At 72.2% G+C, this 17,501-nt stretch carries 18 protein-coding genes; 7 read left to right on the top strand and 11 right to left on the bottom strand.

The window, feature by feature from the left end:
* Positions 1-179: 179 nt before the first annotated feature.
* Entirely contained in the window at positions 180-1,817 is a 1,638-nt protein-coding gene (locus G3I53_RS18490; protein WP_164338167.1) for an alpha/beta hydrolase, read from the top strand.
* Between the two features lie 118 nt (positions 1,818-1,935).
* Here G3I53_RS18490 and G3I53_RS18485 read toward each other — a convergent pair whose 3' ends face one another.
* From G3I53_RS18485 to G3I53_RS18475, 3 genes are all read right to left on the bottom strand, one after another.
* On the bottom strand, positions 1,936-2,682 hold the full coding sequence (locus G3I53_RS18485) for a nitroreductase family protein (RefSeq protein ID WP_164338166.1): 747 nt from the start codon (positions 2,680-2,682) through the stop codon (positions 1,936-1,938).
* Between the two features lie 156 nt (positions 2,683-2,838).
* Positions 2,839-3,774, bottom strand: a complete 936-nt coding sequence (locus G3I53_RS18480) for a DUF5996 family protein (RefSeq protein ID WP_164438563.1) — start codon at positions 3,772-3,774, stop codon at positions 2,839-2,841.
* A gap of 139 nt (positions 3,775-3,913) precedes the next feature.
* Positions 3,914-4,654 carry a VOC family protein gene (locus G3I53_RS18475; protein WP_164338609.1) on the bottom strand — a complete coding sequence of 247 codons (741 nt, stop codon included), beginning with the start codon at positions 4,652-4,654 and terminating at the stop codon, positions 3,914-3,916.
* Positions 4,655-4,710: 56 nt separating this feature from the next.
* Here G3I53_RS18475 and G3I53_RS18470 point away from each other — a divergent pair, with 56 nt between their 5' ends.
* Positions 4,711-5,175: a hypothetical protein gene (locus G3I53_RS18470; protein ID WP_164338610.1), complete on the top strand. Its 465-nt coding sequence runs from the start codon at positions 4,711-4,713 to the stop codon at positions 5,173-5,175.
* Between the two features lie 78 nt (positions 5,176-5,253).
* Here G3I53_RS18470 and G3I53_RS18465 read toward each other — a convergent pair whose 3' ends face one another.
* From G3I53_RS18465 to G3I53_RS18450, 4 genes are all read right to left on the bottom strand, one after another.
* Positions 5,254-5,874: a dihydrofolate reductase family protein gene (locus G3I53_RS18465; RefSeq protein WP_164338611.1), complete on the bottom strand. Its 621-nt coding sequence runs from the start codon at positions 5,872-5,874 to the stop codon at positions 5,254-5,256.
* A gap of 75 nt (positions 5,875-5,949) precedes the next feature.
* On the bottom strand, positions 5,950-6,267 hold the full coding sequence (locus G3I53_RS18460; RefSeq protein ID WP_164338612.1) for a hypothetical protein: 318 nt from the start codon (positions 6,265-6,267) through the stop codon (positions 5,950-5,952).
* 121 nt (positions 6,268-6,388) lie between these two features.
* Entirely contained in the window at positions 6,389-7,021 is a 633-nt protein-coding gene (locus G3I53_RS18455; RefSeq protein WP_164338613.1) for a GyrI-like domain-containing protein, read from the bottom strand.
* A gap of 85 nt (positions 7,022-7,106) precedes the next feature.
* Positions 7,107-7,709 (bottom strand): TetR/AcrR family transcriptional regulator, encoded by a 603-nt coding sequence (locus G3I53_RS18450; protein ID WP_164338614.1) that lies wholly within the window; start codon positions 7,707-7,709, stop codon positions 7,107-7,109.
* A 113-nt stretch (positions 7,710-7,822) separates the two neighbouring features.
* Between G3I53_RS18450 and G3I53_RS18445 the strand changes: the two genes are divergently transcribed.
* Complete coding sequence (locus G3I53_RS18445; RefSeq protein ID WP_164338615.1) at positions 7,823-8,668, top strand: alpha/beta hydrolase; 846 nt, start codon at positions 7,823-7,825, stop codon at positions 8,666-8,668.
* Between the two features lie 36 nt (positions 8,669-8,704).
* On the opposite strand, the gene G3I53_RS18440 is transcribed toward G3I53_RS18445, so the two are convergent.
* Positions 8,705-9,169, bottom strand: coding sequence for an ester cyclase (locus tag G3I53_RS18440; RefSeq protein ID WP_164338616.1), 465 nt, complete (start codon positions 9,167-9,169; stop codon positions 8,705-8,707).
* Between the two features lie 144 nt (positions 9,170-9,313).
* On the opposite strand from G3I53_RS18440, the gene G3I53_RS18435 reads away from it, so the two are divergent.
* Complete coding sequence (locus tag G3I53_RS18435; protein ID WP_164338617.1) at positions 9,314-10,213, top strand: LysR family transcriptional regulator; 900 nt, start codon at positions 9,314-9,316, stop codon at positions 10,211-10,213.
* An 80-nt stretch (positions 10,214-10,293) separates the two neighbouring features.
* On the opposite strand, the gene G3I53_RS18430 is transcribed toward G3I53_RS18435, so the two are convergent.
* The gene (locus G3I53_RS18430) at positions 10,294-11,379 is read right to left on the bottom strand and encodes a serine hydrolase domain-containing protein (protein WP_203592676.1); all 1,086 of its coding nucleotides are present in this window, start codon (positions 11,377-11,379) and stop codon (positions 10,294-10,296) included.
* A 396-nt stretch (positions 11,380-11,775) separates the two neighbouring features.
* A complete protein-coding gene (locus G3I53_RS18425; RefSeq protein WP_164338619.1) occupies positions 11,776-12,192 on the bottom strand; it encodes an isomerase in 417 nt (138 codons plus the stop codon).
* Between the two features lie 157 nt (positions 12,193-12,349).
* Between G3I53_RS18425 and G3I53_RS18420 the strand changes: the two genes are divergently transcribed.
* The 3 genes from G3I53_RS18420 (at position 12,350) to G3I53_RS18410 (ending at position 15,721) form a co-directional block, all read left to right on the top strand.
* Positions 12,350-13,150, top strand: a complete 801-nt coding sequence (locus G3I53_RS18420) for a helix-turn-helix transcriptional regulator (protein WP_164338620.1) — start codon at positions 12,350-12,352, stop codon at positions 13,148-13,150.
* 241 nt (positions 13,151-13,391) lie between these two features.
* Positions 13,392-14,435: a hypothetical protein gene (locus G3I53_RS18415; protein WP_203592679.1), complete on the top strand. Its 1,044-nt coding sequence runs from the start codon at positions 13,392-13,394 to the stop codon at positions 14,433-14,435.
* Positions 14,432-15,721, top strand: coding sequence for a hypothetical protein (locus G3I53_RS18410; RefSeq protein ID WP_164338622.1), 1,290 nt, complete (start codon positions 14,432-14,434; stop codon positions 15,719-15,721). The genes G3I53_RS18415 and G3I53_RS18410 overlap by 4 nt, the downstream gene beginning before the upstream one ends.
* A 36-nt stretch (positions 15,722-15,757) precedes the next feature.
* Here the strand turns inward: G3I53_RS18410 and G3I53_RS18405 are convergent, their stop codons facing one another.
* Positions 15,758-17,302 (bottom strand): hypothetical protein, encoded by a 1,545-nt coding sequence (locus tag G3I53_RS18405; protein WP_164438561.1) that lies wholly within the window; start codon positions 17,300-17,302, stop codon positions 15,758-15,760.
* Between the last annotated feature and the right edge of the window lie 199 nt (positions 17,303-17,501).

Below are 17,501 nucleotides of genomic sequence, written 5' to 3'. Positions count from 1 at the left end.
GGACCCGGCCCAGCCGTCCGGCGGGGAGCCGCCGGACGGGGCGCACCCGCCGGGCGTGGGCCATTCGGCTCCGGCCGGCTCGCCGGTCGCACGGCGTGCCTGTGGGGTGGACACGAATGCGCCGCCGACGTCCGCGCAGCCGCAGCAGGGCGTCCGGCCCCCTCGTGGAAGGACAAGGCATGCACATATCCAGAGCGACCGCGGGCCGCCGTGGCCGCGCCGCGGTCGTCGCCGCAGTGGTGGCCTGCTCCGTCACCCTGTCCGGCCCGGACTTCGCCGCCGCCGGGGGCGGTCCGACGCCCGACGTGCCCGTCCCGGAGCTGGACTGGCAGCCCTGCGTCGCGGGCAGCCCGTTCGACTGCGCGACGGCCGAGGTGCCGCTGGACCACAGCAACCCCACCGGCCGCACCATCGAACTCGCCGTCGTCAAACGCGAGGCGACCGACCCCGGCCGGCGCATCGGCACCCTCTTCTTCAACCCCGGCGGACCCGGCGGGCCCGGCACCGTGCAGATGCCGCAGAACTACGAGGCGTTCCCCCACGAGGTCCGGGAGCGTTTCGACATCGTCAGCTGGGACCCCCGCGGGATCGGCAACAGCACCGCCGTGAACTGCTTCGGCAGCCCCGAGGAGGCAGCCGCCTGGGAGGAGACCAAGGCGGCCGGCTTCCCGGTCGGGGCGAAGGAGCGCACGGCCTGGACCGCCGCCTACGAGGAACTGGCCCGCAACTGCGAGAAACGCGACGCCGAACTCCTGCGCCACGTATCGACCGCCGACACCGCCCGGGACCTGGACCTGCTCCGGCGCGCGGTCGGCGACGAGCAGCTCACCTACCGGGGCAACTCCTACGGCACGTACCTGGGCGCCACCTACGCCAACCTGTTCCCCGGCAAGGTCCGCGCGATGGTCCTCGACAGCGACTGGAACCCCTCGGCCTGGACGAACAACGGCTCCGCCGACGCTGCCCGGAGCACCAGCTTCACGCGCCTGGGCTCGGACGTCAGCGCGGCAGGCGTCCTGGACCAGTTCCTGACCCGGTGCGGGTCCACGACCACCGCCCACTGCGCCTTCTCGGCCGGCAGCCCGGAGGCCACCCGGGCCAAGTACGACCGGCTGATGGAGCGGCTCCGCGACCGGCCGATCGGCCCCTGGACCTACGCCCGCACGGTCAGTGCCATGGTCAGCGGGTTCTACGTGGTGCACCCCGGGTGGACGGAGGTCGCCCGCGTCCTGCAGGAACTGTCGCAGGGCCGTGAGCCGCAGCCGTCCGCGTTCCCGCCCCCGCCCCCGGTGAAGAACCCGAACCCGTACACGGGCGAGGAGCAGAGCACCGCCGTGCTGTGCGGCGACAGCCCCAACCCGCGCGACCCCGGCGTCTACCACGACCTGGAGGAGGAGAGCGCCGCGCGTGCGGGCGACGTCGGACGTCACTGGATCTGGGCCACCTTCGGCTGCACCGCCTGGCCGGCGACCGCCGCCGACTCCTACCGCGGCCCCTGGGACACGCCGACCGCCCACCCCCTCCTGGTCATCGGTGTCACCCACGACCCGTCCACGCCCCATCAGGCCGCCGAGGCCATGGTCGAGCACCTGGCCGACGCCCGGCTCCTCACCGTCGAGGGCAACGGCCACACGACCCTGCTCAACCCCAGCGGCTGCGCCGACGCGTACGAGAGCCGCTACCTCGTCGACGGTGTCCTTCCCCCGGCCGGAACGACGTGCCGCCAGGACACGCCGCCGTTCGCCGACCCCAGGCCGAGCGGCGGGGTCGCCACCGGAGGGGGCGGCACCGCGGACGGCGGGGCCCGGACGAGCTGACCCGGAGCGGCGGACACCGCGGGCGTGAGAGGCGTGATGCCGGCCGCCTCCCGCCCGCGCCGCCCCCCCGTCCCCGGGACGGGTCATGGGGCCCCGCCCCGGGGACAGGGTCCGTACGTCAGCCGTCCTGCCAGCGGTTGCGGTGCACGACCTCGGCCACCGGACGACGGCTGACCGGGCCGAACCTGCCGCGCGGCCATCCCACCGGGATCGCCGCGAAGGTGTTCATGTCCCCGGGAATGCCGAGGGCGGCCTTCCACTCGTCCTCCAGCATCAGGTGCCAGATGGTGATGTTGGCCGCCAGACCCAGCCCGCGCGCGGCGAGCAGCAGGTTCTGCACACCGGGATAGACGCAGGACCCCTCAGCGAGGGCGTTGAAACGCTCCTGGATCCGCCCCATGCGCGCGGTGGCGTCGGGCCCCAGCTCCTCCGCGTACCGCTGGAGTCCCTCCGGCTCCAGCCTCGGCTCCGGGAACCGGTAGCACGGGATGATCAGCGCGGGGGTCTCGGCGAAGTGGTCGCGCTGGTACTCGATGGCCGCCACCATGCGCCCGTACGCGGCCTCGTCCATGCCGGCGGGGGCGTACTTGCCGGTCGTCGCCAGGTAGGCGTCCACGCAGCGCTTCCACAGCGGCGCCAGCTCGGCCATCACCGCCGGGTCGGTGACGACGACGTACTCGTAGCGCTGCATGTTGCCGCCGCTGGGGCCCCACACCGCCGCCTGTATCAGCTGGTCCAGGAGGTCGTCGGGCACCGGGTCGGGCCGGAGCCGCCGCATGGCCCGCATGGTGGACATGGTCGCGAAGAGGGCAGGATCGAGAGCGCCGTCGGCCGGGGCCTCGGACGGCGTGACGTCAAGGTTCATGATCGCAGTGTATGGACGACCGGCACCGCGCAGGACCCCATCTCGTATACATGTTCAACTTCTTGACGACCCGTCGGCGCGAGCCCGCCTGCGGCCCACCTGTCCCTGGGCTGCGCCGGGCCCGTCGGCCGGTGAGGGCCCGGCCCCGCCGCGCTGCTACGGCCGCAGGACGGGATCGGTGACGCCGCCGGGGCAGGCCAGCCCGTCGACGTCCCAGCCCGCGCGGCGCGCACCCGCCAGGTAGGCACTCTCGTAGAAGGCGAGGACGGCGGCGCGCCGGTCGCTCTCGGTACGGACGTCGTCGTAGCGCAGGACGGCCAGGTGGCTGCTGCCGCGCGGGACCCACCGGGCCGCCGGCGGCTCCAGCGGCGCGTCGGCCAGGCCCGCGGGCTCGGGCGCCGTGTACGCGTAGAAGGCGGGCTCCGGGAAGGTGTCGTCCCCGAACCAGAAACCGAAGCTGATCACTTCCCGGGAGTAGGCCTCCCGCGTGACCGCGTCCGCCCCCTCGGGTTGCTGGACACGACGTTCGGAGAAGCGGGTGTGGGCGAGGTCGAAGGTGTGCCAGAAGTGGTGCACCGGACTGACCTTCCCCGAGTACCCCGCCGCGAACTCTTCCAGGACGGAAGCCACTTGGCTGAGGACCCGCCAGTAGCGGTTGGCGTGCGCGGGATCGTAGGTGGCGTGCTCCGTGTCGTCGGCGAACGGCCGGCCCGAGTCCGGCAGGTCGAACGGCCGGGGCAGTGCGGGCCGGGTCCGGACGCCCAGCGCGTCCAGCGCCTCCATGACCGCCGCGTAGAACGACGCCACGGACCGGCCGGCGAGGGGGAACGAGACCTCCCGGCCGTCGAGGGCCGACACGACCAGCCGGTGTGCGACGAAGTCGAAGTCGATGGGGAAGATCGGGTTGCCGTCCACCTGCCCCATGGGGGAGGTGGTGGTGCCCCGCCCGGTGAGCCGGAAGGGGACGTTCCACCAGTGGTTCCGCTGGACGCTCGCCGCGAGCCGGATCTTGCCGATGACCTGGGCGAACCGGTGGAGAGTCTCCTTGGTGTCCCGCCACTCGGCGAGCGGGATCGGCGGAAACAGTTCCATGATCTTCCCTTTCCTCTCCCGCGACGCCGTGGACGCCCGGCCGAGGGCGCTGAAGACCATGATGACCACTGTGGTCGGGTGCGGTACGTCGCCGGGCCGTCGAGCGGGCGACCGGGTGCCGGGGGAAAGCGGTGGGGGCTCAGTGCGCCGCGAGGACGCAGAACTCGTGGCCCTCGGGATCCGACAGGCACGTCCACGGGACGTCACTCTGACCGACGTCGAGGTCGGTGGCCCCGAGGGCACGCAGACGGGCCACCTCGGTGGCGGTGTCCTCCCCGGGGCGCGGCAGCAGGTCGAGATGGACACGGTCCGGCGCGGTCTTCCGGTCCGGTGTGCGGAGGAACTCCAGGTACGGACCGGTGTCCGTGGGCGACCGGAACACCGCCCAGTCGTCGGTCACGTCGTGCGGTGTCCAGTCCAGGGCCCCGCCCCAGAAGCGGGCCATGGCGCGCGGCTCGGCGCAGTCGACCACGACTGCGGCGACCGGCCCGGTGTCCCGGTAGACCTCCCGCGGCTCCAGGACGCAGAACTCGTTGCCCTCGGGATCGGCGAGGACCTGCCAGGGCACGCTGCCCCGGCCCACCCGCACGGGGGTCGCACCGAGACCCCGCAGACGTGCGACCAGCGACGCCTGATGCGCGGCCGAGGTGGTCGCCAGGTCGAGGTGCACACGGTTCTTCACCGCCGGCTTGGGCTCCGCCACGGGGACGACGTCGATGCCGAGGCCCACCGGGTCGGGCCACACGAGGCCGCCGCCCGGGCCGACGTAGGTCGTCGCACCGGCGTCGTAGGCACTCCATCCGAGTGCCTCCGCCCAGAAGCGGCCGACGGCCCGGGCGTCCACCGCCTTGACGTTCACCTGCACGGGTCGCAGCCCCATGCCGCAGATCCTATGATGCGCGGGCTTGTCCGAACGGGGGGTCAGGGGGTCACATCATGAAGTCCGTACGTCGTACCTGCACGACCGCCCTCGTCACGGCCGGAGTCGTGCTGGGCCTCGCCGCCTGCTCCGGGATCGGTGACGAGGCCGCCGAAAAGGCCGCCGAGAAGGCCGACGACGAAGTGATCCGGGAAGTCGACCGGCAGATCGACGAGGTGTACGAGGTCACCTACGAAGTGACGGGCGAGAAGGCCGACTTCATCGAGTTCAACGCGGGCGGTGGAGACGCGAGCGACCCGGAGTTCGAGACGGTGGACGACCCGGCGCTGCCGTGGAGGAAGACGGTGAAGCTGCGCGGCATCGAGGCACCCACCGTCCTGCCCGTGCTGGTCGAACCCGACGCCGGCTCGGGGCGGCTCACGTGCAGGATCGTGTACCGGGGCAGGACGTTGGCCGAGAAGTCCGGCGCCGAGGACGTGTCGTCGGCCGGCTGTGTCGCGGTCTCGCCGATCACCGGGTGACACCGGTGTGGTGTCCCTCCGGGGAGTCTGCCGCGTCCGGTGCTCCACCGGATGCGGCCCACCCCTATGGCAGTCGCGTCAGCGCACCACGCGATAGGTCACGTGGGTGACCAGGCTCGCCGACCGCACCCGCAGCTGCTCCAGCCTCATCCCCGGCACGCCGTCGAACAGCCGGGTGCCGGCGCCGAGCGTGAACGGCGCGATGTGCAGGCGCAGTTCGTCGACCAGACCGGCGGCCAGGTACTGGTTGGCGGTGGTCGCGCCGCCCATGATCGAGACGTCGCCGTCACCGGCCGCCGCAAGCGCGCGTTCCAGTGCGGACCGGATGCCGTCCGTGACGAAGTGGAAGGTGGTGCCGCCGTCCATCGGCTGCGGGTCGCGTGGGTGGTGGGTGAGGACGAACACCGGGGCGTGGAACGGCGGATCGTCGCCCCACCAGCCGTTCCACGGCCGGTCCCAGGCACCGCGCACGGGGCCGAACATGTTGCGGCCCATCAGGAACGCCCCGGCCTCCGTCATCTGTTCGACCTCGGCACGGTTCTCCTCCGGCGTGTCGAACATCCAGGCGTGCAGCAGGGCGCCTGTGCCGTCGGCGCCGTCGTCGCCGAACGGGCGGTCCTCGGTCTGGTGGAGGCCGGCCGCGTACCCGTCGACCGAGACCGTGAGGTTGCAGATCACCTTGCCCGTGCGTGCGTTCATTGCCGTGGGGCTCCTTGTGGGCGGGTCATGGGCGGGTCGCGTATCGTCCGGGCCGGGGCGCGGTGCGGGCCGGCTCTAGGAGGGCTGCCAGCGCTGCCACAGCATCTCCAGGCCCAGCACGATGGCACACAGCACCGCCACGGACCCGGGAACGGCCACGAACACCACGTGGATCGGGTCCCGTTCATCCGGAAGGAAGAGGTCCACCCATCCCAGGGACAGGGCGAGAGCCGTGGCGATTCCCCCCACCCGTGAGGCCCATTCGAAAAGGCGTGCGTGCCACGGCTTGGAATCGTCGGAATTCCTGGAGCGCACGTCGATGCTGAAGAAGATCAGCAACACGGCGAGAAAGGAGATGAGGCTGACCATGTCGGCCGACGGCATCTGACGCATGGCGCGACCATAGCCCCGGCACCCGGCGAATTCCGTGAACCGCGGGCGCGCGGTCGTCGCCGCATTCCGCCCCGTCCCCGCGGCGCCCGCACGGGCCGTCCCGCCCGGCGCCGACCGTCCGTCACCGGGAATCGGGACCGCTTTCCACGGGCTGCCGCAGGATCGTCCTCAGCCGGTCGGGCCGCGTCCTGCGGGGATCGCTCAGATAGATCTCGTGATGCAGGCCCGTCTCCCGGAGCCCGTGGGCCGGGAGATATTCGCCGTGCAGCCTGGTGAGGGCAGGGGTCTCGTCGTCGTAGGAACCGATGTGGAGGACCTGCGCGCTCAGGCCCTCGTGCAGGGTCTCCGTCCGCACCGACTCGATGGCCGTGCGCTTCTTCTTCGTCAGAGCGGCGCGCCGGGCCTCGTCGACCAGGAGGTCGGGCACCCAGTCGGGCAGGTTGATGAGCAGCGTCCACTGCCAGTTGTCCTTGCGGCGGGCCAGGAAATCGTCCATGGAGTCCGCCCACCACAGCCCTTCGAGGGGGCCCACGACGAAATCCCTGCCGAGTTCCTTCCTGCTCGCGAATTTGACCGTGTAGGCCACCGGATAGAGCGCCTCCACGGCCTCCCGGTACGCCGGGGCCGTGTTCGGGTCGCCGCGCCCGTCGACGTCGAGGAAACGGAGTTCGGGAATGTCGACGAGCTCCCAGTCCGTGTTCCTGGGCGCGTAGCACTCCGGCAGGGCGCGCTTCACGTCGTACGCATGCGTCACGCCGTCGGACCTTCCTGTGAGTGAGCGGCGCTGCGGATCATCGCCGGGGCCGGGGGGCCGGTCAAGCACGGAGCGGGACCAGGGTTCACAACCGGTCGAGCAGGTCCGCGGCCAGGGCGCGGGCCTGCCGCAGGCACCGGCTGTCACCCTCCAGACCGGCCCGGGTCATGGCCCCCTCCAGCAGATACGACAGGTGCTCCGCCGTGGTCCGCACCGTGTCGGGACGCCCGGGCAGCAACTCCGCGAGGTGGTCCGCCATGATGCCTTCCACCTCCGCCTTCTGCCGGCCCACCAGGGCCCGGGTCTCGTTCCCGACGGGCATCTCCGCCGCGGCGTTGAGCAGGGCGCAGCCACGGAAGTCCAGGTCGTCGGCCGGCGCGGTGCTGTCGATGTACGTGTCGAAGACGGTCAGGATGCGGTCGCGCGGATCCTGCCCGGGCCCGAGGCGGGCCTGATAGCGCGCGAGCCATGCCGTGTGCCGGGCCTCCAGATAGGCCCGTACGAGCTCCGCCTTGGACGCGAAGTTGTTGTACAGGCTCATCTTGGCGACGCCGGCCTCGGCGGTGATCGTGTCGATCCCGGTCGCCGTGATGCCGTCGCTGTAGAAGCGTCGTGCCGCCGCGGCCAGGATGCGCTCCCGCGCCGGCCGCCGCCGTCCCCCGCTCGGTCCGTGTCCGCTGTCGCTCATCCCTCGCCTCGCTTCGCTAGGTAGACTAGTCTACCTAATATCGGTGCGAGAGGTGGTCGCCCGCGATCACGGCCCGTGCCCCGTCCGAACGTCAGCAACCTGAGGAAGGCACCATGACCGTCCTGACCGACAGCCTCGTCGTCGACGGAGTGCGTCTGGCCTACCGGGACCGTGGCCGAGGCGAGCCCGTGATCTTCATCCACGGCACGCCCTCCCACTCCTACGAGTGGCGCGACGTCGTCCCCCACATCGAGGCGAGCGGACTCCGCGTCATCACCTACGACCTGCTGGGATACGGCCGGTCCGAGCGGCCGGCGGACCGCGACACCTCCGTCGCCGCCCAGACCGACCTCCTGGAACACCTGCTGGACACGCTCGGCCTGGAGCAGGTCAACATCGTCGCGCACGACATCGGCGGCGCCATCGGCCTGCGCTTCGCCATCGCCCGCCCCGAGCGGGTCCGCCGATTGATGATCATGGACGCGGTCAGCTACGACTCCTGGCCGTCCCCGACCTGGCAGAAGATCATCGACGAACAGCTGGACGAGGCGGCCGCGATGTCGCAGGAGGACTTCGACGCCCTGCTGACCCGGCAGCTCACCATGGCCGTCGCCGACCCCGCATGCATGACGGGCGACGTCCTGCGGGCCTACCTGGAACCCCACCGGTCCCCGCTCGGCCGTGCCTCCTTCTTCGAGCACCAGGTACGCCACTACGACTCCCGGTACACGCAGGAGATCAGCGACCGGTTCGACCGCCTGACCATGCCCGTGCGCATCGTCTGGGGCGAGGAGGACCAGTGGCAGCCCCTCCACTACGCGAAGCGGCTCAGCGGCGACATCCCCGGCGCGCAACTCGTCGTCGTCCCCGGCGCGGGCCACTTCCTCATGGAAGACGACCCCGACCGCGTGGTGCGGGAGATCCGCGACTTCCTGTCCGTCCCGGCCGCCCAGGGCTGAGCAACCCGAGCGGCGGGACGGCCGCCGAAGTGTCGGTCAGCGCCCCTCGGTGAGGTCGACGCCGAGCTGACGCAGGAAACCGATGTTGTCGTACTGGACCCATTCCTCGGCCAGCCGGCCGTTCTCGTGGTAGCGGAAGAGGTTGATCAGTTCGAGTCGCATCGGCTCCCCCGTCGGCGCGATCGTGCCGAACGGGGACGCCTCGAAGGGCGCGGTGAAACGCCCCGACATACAGGTGCGCGAACCGATGTACTCACCCTCGCTGACAATGGTGCGCCGCTCGCATGCGAATCCCTCGAATGCGGCACGCATGGCCGCGAAGAAGGAACGGAGCTGCGGGTACGTCATGTCGCCGTCAGGACCGTGGAAAACGAAGTCGTCCGCGAAGTAGGCGTCCAGTTTCTCGTTGTCAGCCACGGCGATCGCCTCCCGGCCGATCCGCACCAGGGCGCGGGCCCGCTCGTCGTAACGATGGTCATCAGGGGATATGAACTCGCGCATGAGAAGAGCCCTTTCAGGGATGTCGGCATGGTCGCCGCTTTCCACGGTAGGCCCTGAAAGCCTTTTTCCGGCCCTGCGCCATATGCAAGGAGCGGTCGGCTCACATAACGTCCTTGCATGGCCCCGGGCGGCTACGATGCGGCCATGCCCGAACTCAGCGTCACCGCTCTTCGCGTCGTGCGCGCGGTGGCCGCGCACGGGTCCCTAAGCGGCGCGGCGCGCACGCTCGGCTACTCGCAGCCCGCCGTATCCCGCCAGGTCTCGGCCGCCGAGAAAGCCGCGGGGCAGCCTCTCTTCGTGCGCGGTGCCCGCGGCGTCAGGACGACTCCCGCGGGGGAGATCGTCGCCCGGTTCGCCACCGAGACCCTCGCCAGCCTTGACCGGCTGGACGAACGACTCGACGAGCTGGCCTCCGGACCTCAGGTGCGGGTCCGGGTGGGGGCCTTCCCCGCCGCGAGTGCCGCTCTGCTCCCCTTCGCACTGGCCAGAGCACTGGAGCAGCAGCCCAGGCTGACGTTCGCGCTCACCGAGGCGTCCTCGCCCCGGCTCGTGCACCAGGTCGTCGCCGAGCGGCTGGACGTCGCGGTCGTGGCCTCCGGGCCCGGCCTGCCACAGCCGGCCCTGGAGGGGCTGCGGATCACCCCGCTGCCGGGCGGCGAACTGCTGGTGGGCGTGCCGCGCGGGCACCCGCTCGCCGCGATGGAAGGACCCGTCCCGGTGCGCGAACTCGCCCACGCGCCGTGGATCGTGGGCAAGGGCGCCGGTGACGAACCGCAGTTCGGCGCCTGGCCCACACTGACCGAGCCGGTCATCGCCTTCCGCGCGCGGGCCTGGCACAGCCGATTCGGACTCGTCGCCGCCGGTCTCGGCGTCTGCGTCGTCCCGGGACTCCTCGCCCCGGTCGTCCCACAGAACATCGCCCTGGTGCGCGTGGACGACCCGAACCGGCTCGGACGGAGCATTCTTGCCGTCACCAGGAACGACGGGGTGGAAACGCACGACATCATGGTCCGCGCCCTACGGGAATCCTGCGAGGATCACTAGAGCGGCTGACAGCGTGGAAGACCCCGCCTGATCGACAAGCTCAAGGCCCGGCGCGGCATCGGTCCCCCCGGCCCCACGTCTCAGGCGCCGACGACCGCGTCGTGCAGCGCCCACCCCATCGCGCCCGCGCACCAGCTGACGTTGCCGAGCACGGCGACGTCCAGGTCGTGCCACGGGTAGTGGTACAGCCGGGCACTGGCGCCGTCCTCCTCGCCGGTGTGGCCCCAGCGCACCACGGTCCCCTCGGCGTCGAGGAGGTGGGTGAGACCGAAGCCGTACATCCAGCGGTAGCCCCGCACCCTCTCCTCGCGTTCGTCGACCTGCGGCGTCAGCGCGAGGGACGTCAGCTCCTCGCCCAGCAGCCGCCCGTGCCGCAGCGCGTGGGCGAAGGCGGTCAGATCGGCGGCGCTGCAGGTCGCCCCGCCGTCGGCCGCGGCGTGGGGCGTGGTCGCGTAGTGGTTCGTCCGGTACGGGGACGGGCCGTCGGCGGCGGTGAGGTAGCCCTCGGCGACACCCGGCCCCGGCTCGTCGAGGGCGGGGAAGCCGGCCGAGGTCATCCCGGCCCGCGCGAAGACCTCGTCGGCGACGACCTCGGTGGAGGGCCGGCCGGTCACCGATTCGACGAGCAGCCCGAGCAGGATGTAACCGGCGCCGTTGTAGAGATGGCGCTCCCCGGGCGGGAAGTGGGGCGGCTTGCCGGCGAACAGCGGCACGTAGTCCCGGTCGCCGCGCAGCAGATGCAGCGGGTGGGACGCGGTCAGGGCGGCCCACTCGGCCTCCCAGTCGTCGCTGCCCTCCTCGAACCAGTCGCCGATCCCCGACGTCATGGTCAGCGCATGGCGCACGGTGACGCGCGGATCGAGTGCGGGCATGTGGTCCCGCACGAAGTCCACGAGCGGATCGTCCAGACGGACCAGCCCGCGCTCAACGAGCTGGAGGACCGCCACCGCGGTGAACGTCTTGGACACCGACGCCACGCGGAAGGCCGTGTCGACGGTGTTGGGCACCCCCCACCGTCGCGACGCCATCCCGAACGCACCGGTGTACACCGGCTCCCCCCGCCGCGTGACCCGGACCGTACCGGAGAATCCCTGATCCTCGGCGGCGGCGGGCACCACCTCGTCCAGGCAGCGCGCATCGAATCCGCCCGTCGTCGCGACCGTCACCGCAGACACCTCACCGTGGAACTTCCCCATCGAACGGTGACGATTGTCCAGCACCACCGCCGGACCGCCGCGGTCACCCCCGCGCCGGGCCCGCCCGCCCCGGCACGCGAGGGAAATGACGCGGCCCCGGCCGACGGCATCCTCCTACGGCTCCCGGTACCTTCGACCTGCCCACCACCCTCGCCCGGCACGGCTGCCGGCTGTACGTCGTCAACAGCCAGCTGGACGATCCGCCCGGGGAGCCGCCGTACACCGTGTCGGCGATCGACGATCCGACCTGCCGGTAGGCGCCCGGCGGGAGCGGCGGCCGGGACACGACCCGACCTGTCGGTAGGCGCCCGCCCGGCCACCGGCCGTGCGCCTACCGGCACCGCTCCCCGTCCACCGGGCGCCGGCCTACGCGTGGGCATGCGGGTCGAAGCCCTCCGGCGCCTCGTCCAGGAAGGCGGTGACCGTGCCGATGCGGCCGTCACGGTCGAAGGCGAGGACGTCGGTGCCCGTGGCGAACTGCTCACCGCGGACGTCGAGCCGCCACAGCAGCCGGGCGTGACCGTGGTGGATCTCCGGCTCCCTGCGCGCCCGGAACGCGACGCTCCCCATGTGCTGCACGAACTGCCGGCGGAAGCCGATCAGCGCCTGCCGCCCGGCGAGGACGCCGACCGGTGCGGTGTAGCGGACCTCCTCCCCGAAGACGTCAGCCGCCTGGCCGGCTCCCTCGTCGTCCGGCGAGGTGTTCCAGAACCGCAGGTAGCGGTCCAGGTTCTCCTCGCACCGGTCGGTGGCCGGTGCGACGGTTTCGGTGGTGCTCGTCATGGCTGATGTCCCTCCGTGAGGTGCTCGTGCGCCGCCGTCCGGGTGAAGGTCCGACGGCCTGCGCGGTCCATGTCCCGACTGTGCGGCGGGCCGCCGTCCGGTGTCGATGACCTGTGAGGTCATTGCCGCCGGACACCTCATGGGAGAGCCTCGAAGCATGGTCACCTCGGAACCGGTCGGAGTGCTCGTACGGCGTTGGCGGGACCGCCGCAGCCGGTCACAGATGGACGTGGCGCTGGCGGCGAACCTGTCCACCCGGCACCTGAGCTGCATCGAGACCGGGCGTGCCGTCCCGAGCCGGCAGATGATCGAGCGCCTCTGCGACGAGCTGGACGTGCCGCTGCGGGAACGCAACGCCTTCCACCTCGCGGCGGGCTTCGCACCCGTCCACCCCGAGCGGCCGCTGGACGATCTCGGTGCCGCCCGGCAGATCGTCCGGGCCGTGCTCGCCGGCCACGAACCCAGCCCGGCGCTCGCCGTCAACGTGCGCTGGGAGCTGCTGTCCGCGAACCGGGCCGCGACGGCCTTCTTCACCGGCCTGCCTGCCTCGCTCCTCGCCCCGCCCGTCAACGTCCTGCGCGCCACGCTGCATCCGGACGGTCTGGCGCCGCGCATCCGGAACCTCGCCCAGTGGCGCGCCCACGTACTGCGGCGCATCCGCCGCCAGCTCGCCCGCACGGCGGCCGAGGGCCTCGCGGACCTCCTGACCGAGCTGGAGTCCTACCCCGTACCCGGGGCACCGGCCGAGGAGGAGCCGCGCAACGATCTCGCCGTTCCGCTGCTGCTGGCGTCGGACGACGGTGATCTCGCGTTCCTCTACACCACCACGGTGTTCGGCTCGCCCCGGGACGTGACCCTGGACGAGATCGCCATCGAGACGTTCTTCCCGGCCGACGCGGTCACGGCCGAGGCACTGAGGAAGGCGGCCGGGGCAGGCGGACGGCCGGAGCCGGCCTGACCGGGCTTCGCCCGGCCCGGGGGCCCATGACCCGCGACCACGGACGGGAGCGGGGCAGGGGCCGGCACCGTACGGGCCGTCAGGTAGGGGACACGCGCCCGCCCGAGCGGGGGACCGCACCCGTCTCACCCCGCATCGAACCCGTCACCGGCCGCCACGTAACATCACCGTGCTTGCTCTGACTTCGCGGTTTCACTGGGGGAACATCGTGGGTACCGGCGCTCGGAAGCGCCTCGCCGTCATGGGCGGAACACTGGCCGCCGCGCTGCTGGCAACCGGTCTCGGTCTGTACGCCACGGACAGCGGGCCGTTCCGCGACAGTTACTGCTGGGGCGCGTGGGAGGCGAACAGCGGCCCGTCGTTCCTCGACGACGGGAAACTGGACGAGCCCGGCTCCCACCGGAAGAGCAGGGAGACCGCCACGCCGTCCGCCGGGCACCCGCGCGGGTCCTGCTGGGTCGAGGTGACCTCGGGCGACGGTGACGACACCTCGCAGGACGCGGTGCGCTTCAGTGAGAAGGTCACGGTCCAGGTCGGCCCGCTCCCGGCGGCGAAGGCCGGGCGGCACGACTGGCTGGCGCAGCACTTCCACGGATCGGCCGCGCCGTTGCCCGACGGGCTCGTCGGCATGGTGGGCGGTCACCGGGGCATGCTCGTGCTGCCCGAGGAGTGCGACGTCGACGGCACACCGTCGGTGGTGACGCTCCGGGGGGAGAGCTGGGGAGACGGATCCGCGGGCAGGAAAGCCATGCCCTTCTCCATCGGCACGTATGCCGACACCACCCGCCTGCTGCTGGACATCGCCAACTCGACGATGCGGAACGTAGGTTGCGCACCCGAGACACCCCTGAGCAACTCGTCCCCGTTCGTCACCATCGCGGAAGACAGCGAGAGTCTGGGCGACCCGCTCTGCCGCATCCCGGGCGTGCGCTTCGATCTGGGGGACCGGGACAGCACGGTGCGCTACCAGGAGCAGGTGGGCGCGGTGACCGACCGGCTGCAGACCTGTTCGCTCGTCTGGCGCCCCACCCCCGGAGGCGAGGGCGAGCCTGTGGCGCAGTACGTCATGACGAGCTCGCCGCGGATGACCGCCCTGTTCGGCGGACTGCCGGAGGGTGAACGTCACGGCCTGGTCCGCGCCACGTGCGACGGCCGGGAGACGGTGTTCTACGGGCACGTGCAGGGTGCGGCCGCGGTCGACCTGGCCGCGGTGAAGCGGTCGTTCAGGAACTTCGTCGCGTCCGTGGGCAACCGCATCGGATGCAGAACAGAGGGCAAGGCGTGACCACCGAGGGCAACGACAACCAGAACACTCCCGGCGAGGCGAACGGCAACGGCAACGGCAACGCCAACGGGAACGGGAACGCCGACGGAAACGGGAACGGCAACGAGGCCGTCCCGGCCGCCGCGCCCGCCGGCGAGGACGGGCCCGGCGCGCCCGCCCCCTCCCGGACGACACCTCCCGCACCCGGCGGCATCGCACCCCGACGGTCATGGATACGCCGGGTTCTCGGCCACCGCACCGCGGTCGCCGCCACCGCGGCCGGCCTCGTCGGCGTGCTGCTGGGCGCGGGAACCGTGGCCTGGCGCACCGGCACACTGCCCCTGGCGACGTCCGACCCGTGCTGGGACTCCCTCAGCAAGGGCAGCGTCTCCGCACTCTTCGGTGACCGCCGGCTGAAGGCCGAGGAGCAGGAGCTGCGCCGAGACCCGCGCGTGGCGTCGCTCTCGTACGGGCAGTGCCGGATCACCAGCTACGAAGGCGAGCGGGCACGCCGGCAGGCCATCGTGAAGGTGCACCAGCTCGACGGTCTGTACGGCAAGGACGGCCATACGTGGCCGGCCGAATTCCTCTCCAGCCGCATGGTCGCACTGGGCGACCTGCCGGGCATGGTGTCGGCGTCCCGCGCATGGCTCGCCCTGCCCCAGAGCTGCGTGGGGCGGCCGGGCAGGATGGGAGGCGCCACCGTGGTCGACGTGGCGCTGGGCGAACACGACTTCGACTCCCAGTTCGACTTCGACCGCAGGGACCGTGCTGCCATGGCCCGCGTGATCGTCGACGCGACCAACGGCGTCATGCGTGACCTCGGCTGCACGGGAACCTACGCGGCCCCCGGGAAGCTGCCCGACCTGCCCACGTGGGGCGACCTGCGGCCGGACTCCTTCTGCGGCGTGAAGGGCCTCGAACTCCCCGCCCGGTACCGGAAGTGGCTGGAGACCAGCCGCGTCGGCGGCGACGGCGGAGCGGCCCGCACCTGCGACGCGGGCCAGGACTATCGCTCGCGCGTACGGATGTCCACGGTCGTCGACCCGACCGTCACCGGGATCTACAGCCTGCAGCTGCGCAGCGGCGGTGCCTCGGTGGACGGGACGCGGGGACATGGAGTGATCAGCCCGAACCGCGCCGTCTACCGCGTCGAATGCCAGACGGGTGAGGTGGTCATGACCGTGGAGACCGCGGACCGCACCGACGGCGCCGACTTCGTCAAGGATCTGCTGCCCGGTTACGTCAAGGCCGAGACGGAACGCATCGGCTGCGGCTCGGTCGACGTCGAGCTCCCCACGCCCTGACGGGAGCGCGCCCCCACCACGGGCGCGCCCCGGGAGTCAGACGAGGGGGCAGCTGAACGGCAGGACGCGCTCGCTGAGTTGACCGCTGAGGTGGGTGGGGCCGAGAGTGGCGTCGGTGAGCCAGTCGGCCCGGGTCAGCTGGTCCAGCATCGGCTGCAGTGCGGCGGAGTCCGTCGGCACCCAGGCGGCGAGCACGTCGAGGGGGATGCCCTCTTGGTCCCCGCCGAGGCGCCCCGACGCGTCGGTCCGGGTCGCCAGTTGCAGGGCGAGCAGCCGGACGGCCGAAGTCGCCTTGGCCTTGCGGAGCTTCTTGTCGAGGACGACTCGCTGCGCCCAGCCGCTGAGCTTCGGCCGCACCTTCCTGCCGAACGAGAAGGGGCCGGACCCGTCCTCCCGGGGTCGCAGACTCGGCACGGTGATGGGTGTGGGACTCTCGGGCCGGGAGGCGAGCAGGTCGTCGACGGTACCGGGCATGCTCAGCCAGCCGCAGCCCGTCAGCCGGCCGATGAGTTCCTCCGGCTCGTCCAGGTTCAGCGCGTTGACGTCCTGCCCGACGAGGTTGCCGGTTCCGGTGTGCGCGGTGCGCAGCGTCAGCATGATCACCAGCAGCCGGGCATCGGGGCCCGGCAGCGGACTGTGGTCGGCGACGTGGGCGAGCACCGAGCGGGCGTGCTCCCACTGCGTCGGCGAGGTCAGCAGGCGGGCCACCGCCGGCGTGCCGTCGTCCGCGCACTGACCGGTGCGCTGCAGGTGCTGCATGCGGGCCGTGGCGGCGGCCTGCTCCGCCCGCCGGGCCTCCAGCCGCAGGTTGATGTCGCCGGTGACGTCGGCCCAGGCGGCGAAGGCGCGAGCCTTCCGCTCGTGCAGGCCGGCGAGCAGGGCCAGGTCGGGCTCGGGCCGCTGCTGGTACTCACGGAACTGGCTTCCCAGTTCGACGAGTTCGTCCCGCAGCACGACCGGCTGCAGATCGTGCGGCACGAAACGCTGCGCGATCCTGCCCAGCGGCGGACGACGTCGCGCGGGCGCGGAGCGGGGCGGAGGCACCGCACGCGAACGGGCCGCGGACGAGGGACGATCGGAGAACTGGGGCACGCCGACGGGCGACGGCGCGGGGCGGTCGGCAGGAGGCGGGGGAGCCTCACCCGCGCGCCCACCCGCCCGCGCGGTGTCGACGACCTGGGCCCCGGGTGTCGCGGCAGCACAGCGCGAGCAGCACTCCCACGCCTGCCACCAACGCCCTTCGCGGTCGGCGATCACGGCCAGCACGACCGCCCCGCCGCACCGCCAGGGCGCGCCCCGGTCCTGCCGGTCGGCGCTCCGGACGTGCATCCGGCAGCTCTCGGAGCGGCACGCGCAGTAGGTGCCCTCCCTCGGCTTGGAGGCCGCACGGAGGTGGGCCTTCAGGTGGGCGACCGCGGCGGCCCGGCCGGCGGCCATCGACGGCAGGCGCTGCTCGGCGCAGGCGGGGCGACTGCACGAGACCCGCACCACCGCACTGTCCCGGCCGGCCGGGTCCAGACGCACCGTCCACCGCCGGCCGAGGACCCGCTCGTCCGGCTCGTTCGCAGCGACCTCCGCCATCCTGCCCTTCCTCCCGCGCTCCGCGTCCAGCCCCACCCCGCCTCACCGCACCGGACACGGCACAGCGGTTCGCTCACGGTACGCGGCCCCGGCACCGGCAACCCGGCACGAACGGGAGCGCCCGGGACCGGCTCCGAACCCTCCAGCGGGCCGCCCCCACACCCTCGTCCGCGTGAACCGAACCAGGTCCCGGTCCGCC

Origin of the sequence: Streptomyces sp. SID14436, from assembly GCF_010548465.1 — a bacterium.
In the GTDB taxonomy this organism is placed as follows: Bacteria; Actinomycetota; Actinomycetes; order Streptomycetales; family Streptomycetaceae; genus Streptomyces.
The sequence above is the reverse complement of the archived record's forward strand: the minus strand, read 5'-3'. Positions and strand labels throughout refer to the sequence as shown.

What these genes read in the sequence shown, in the direction of transcription:
- G3I53_RS18490 (WP_164338167.1), top strand. Translation starts at nt 180, where the DNA reads ATGCACATATCCAGAGCGACCGCGGGCCGCCGTGGCCGCGCCGCGGTC.
- G3I53_RS18485 (WP_164338166.1), bottom strand. Translation starts at nt 2,682, where the DNA reads ATGAACCTTGACGTCACGCCGTCCGAGGCCCCGGCCGACGGCGCTCTC.
- G3I53_RS18480 (WP_164438563.1), bottom strand. Translation starts at nt 3,774, where the DNA reads ATGGAACTGTTTCCGCCGATCCCGCTCGCCGAGTGGCGGGACACCAAG.
- G3I53_RS18475 (WP_164338609.1), bottom strand. Translation starts at nt 4,654, where the DNA reads ATGGGGCTGCGACCCGTGCAGGTGAACGTCAAGGCGGTGGACGCCCGG.
- G3I53_RS18470 (WP_164338610.1), top strand. Translation starts at nt 4,711, where the DNA reads ATGAAGTCCGTACGTCGTACCTGCACGACCGCCCTCGTCACGGCCGGA.
- G3I53_RS18465 (WP_164338611.1), bottom strand. Translation starts at nt 5,874, where the DNA reads ATGAACGCACGCACGGGCAAGGTGATCTGCAACCTCACGGTCTCGGTC.
- G3I53_RS18460 (WP_164338612.1), bottom strand. Translation starts at nt 6,267, where the DNA reads ATGCGTCAGATGCCGTCGGCCGACATGGTCAGCCTCATCTCCTTTCTC.
- G3I53_RS18450 (WP_164338614.1), bottom strand. Translation starts at nt 7,709, where the DNA reads ATGAGCGACAGCGGACACGGACCGAGCGGGGGACGGCGGCGGCCGGCG.
- G3I53_RS18445 (WP_164338615.1), top strand. Translation starts at nt 7,823, where the DNA reads ATGACCGTCCTGACCGACAGCCTCGTCGTCGACGGAGTGCGTCTGGCC.
- G3I53_RS18440 (WP_164338616.1), bottom strand. Translation starts at nt 9,169, where the DNA reads ATGCGCGAGTTCATATCCCCTGATGACCATCGTTACGACGAGCGGGCC.
- G3I53_RS18435 (WP_164338617.1), top strand. Translation starts at nt 9,314, where the DNA reads ATGCCCGAACTCAGCGTCACCGCTCTTCGCGTCGTGCGCGCGGTGGCC.
- G3I53_RS18425 (WP_164338619.1), bottom strand. Translation starts at nt 12,192, where the DNA reads ATGACGAGCACCACCGAAACCGTCGCACCGGCCACCGACCGGTGCGAG.
- G3I53_RS18420 (WP_164338620.1), top strand. Translation starts at nt 12,350, where the DNA reads ATGGTCACCTCGGAACCGGTCGGAGTGCTCGTACGGCGTTGGCGGGAC.
- G3I53_RS18415 (WP_203592679.1), top strand. Translation starts at nt 13,392, where the DNA reads ATGGGCGGAACACTGGCCGCCGCGCTGCTGGCAACCGGTCTCGGTCTG.
- G3I53_RS18405 (WP_164438561.1), bottom strand. Translation starts at nt 17,302, where the DNA reads ATGGCGGAGGTCGCTGCGAACGAGCCGGACGAGCGGGTCCTCGGCCGG.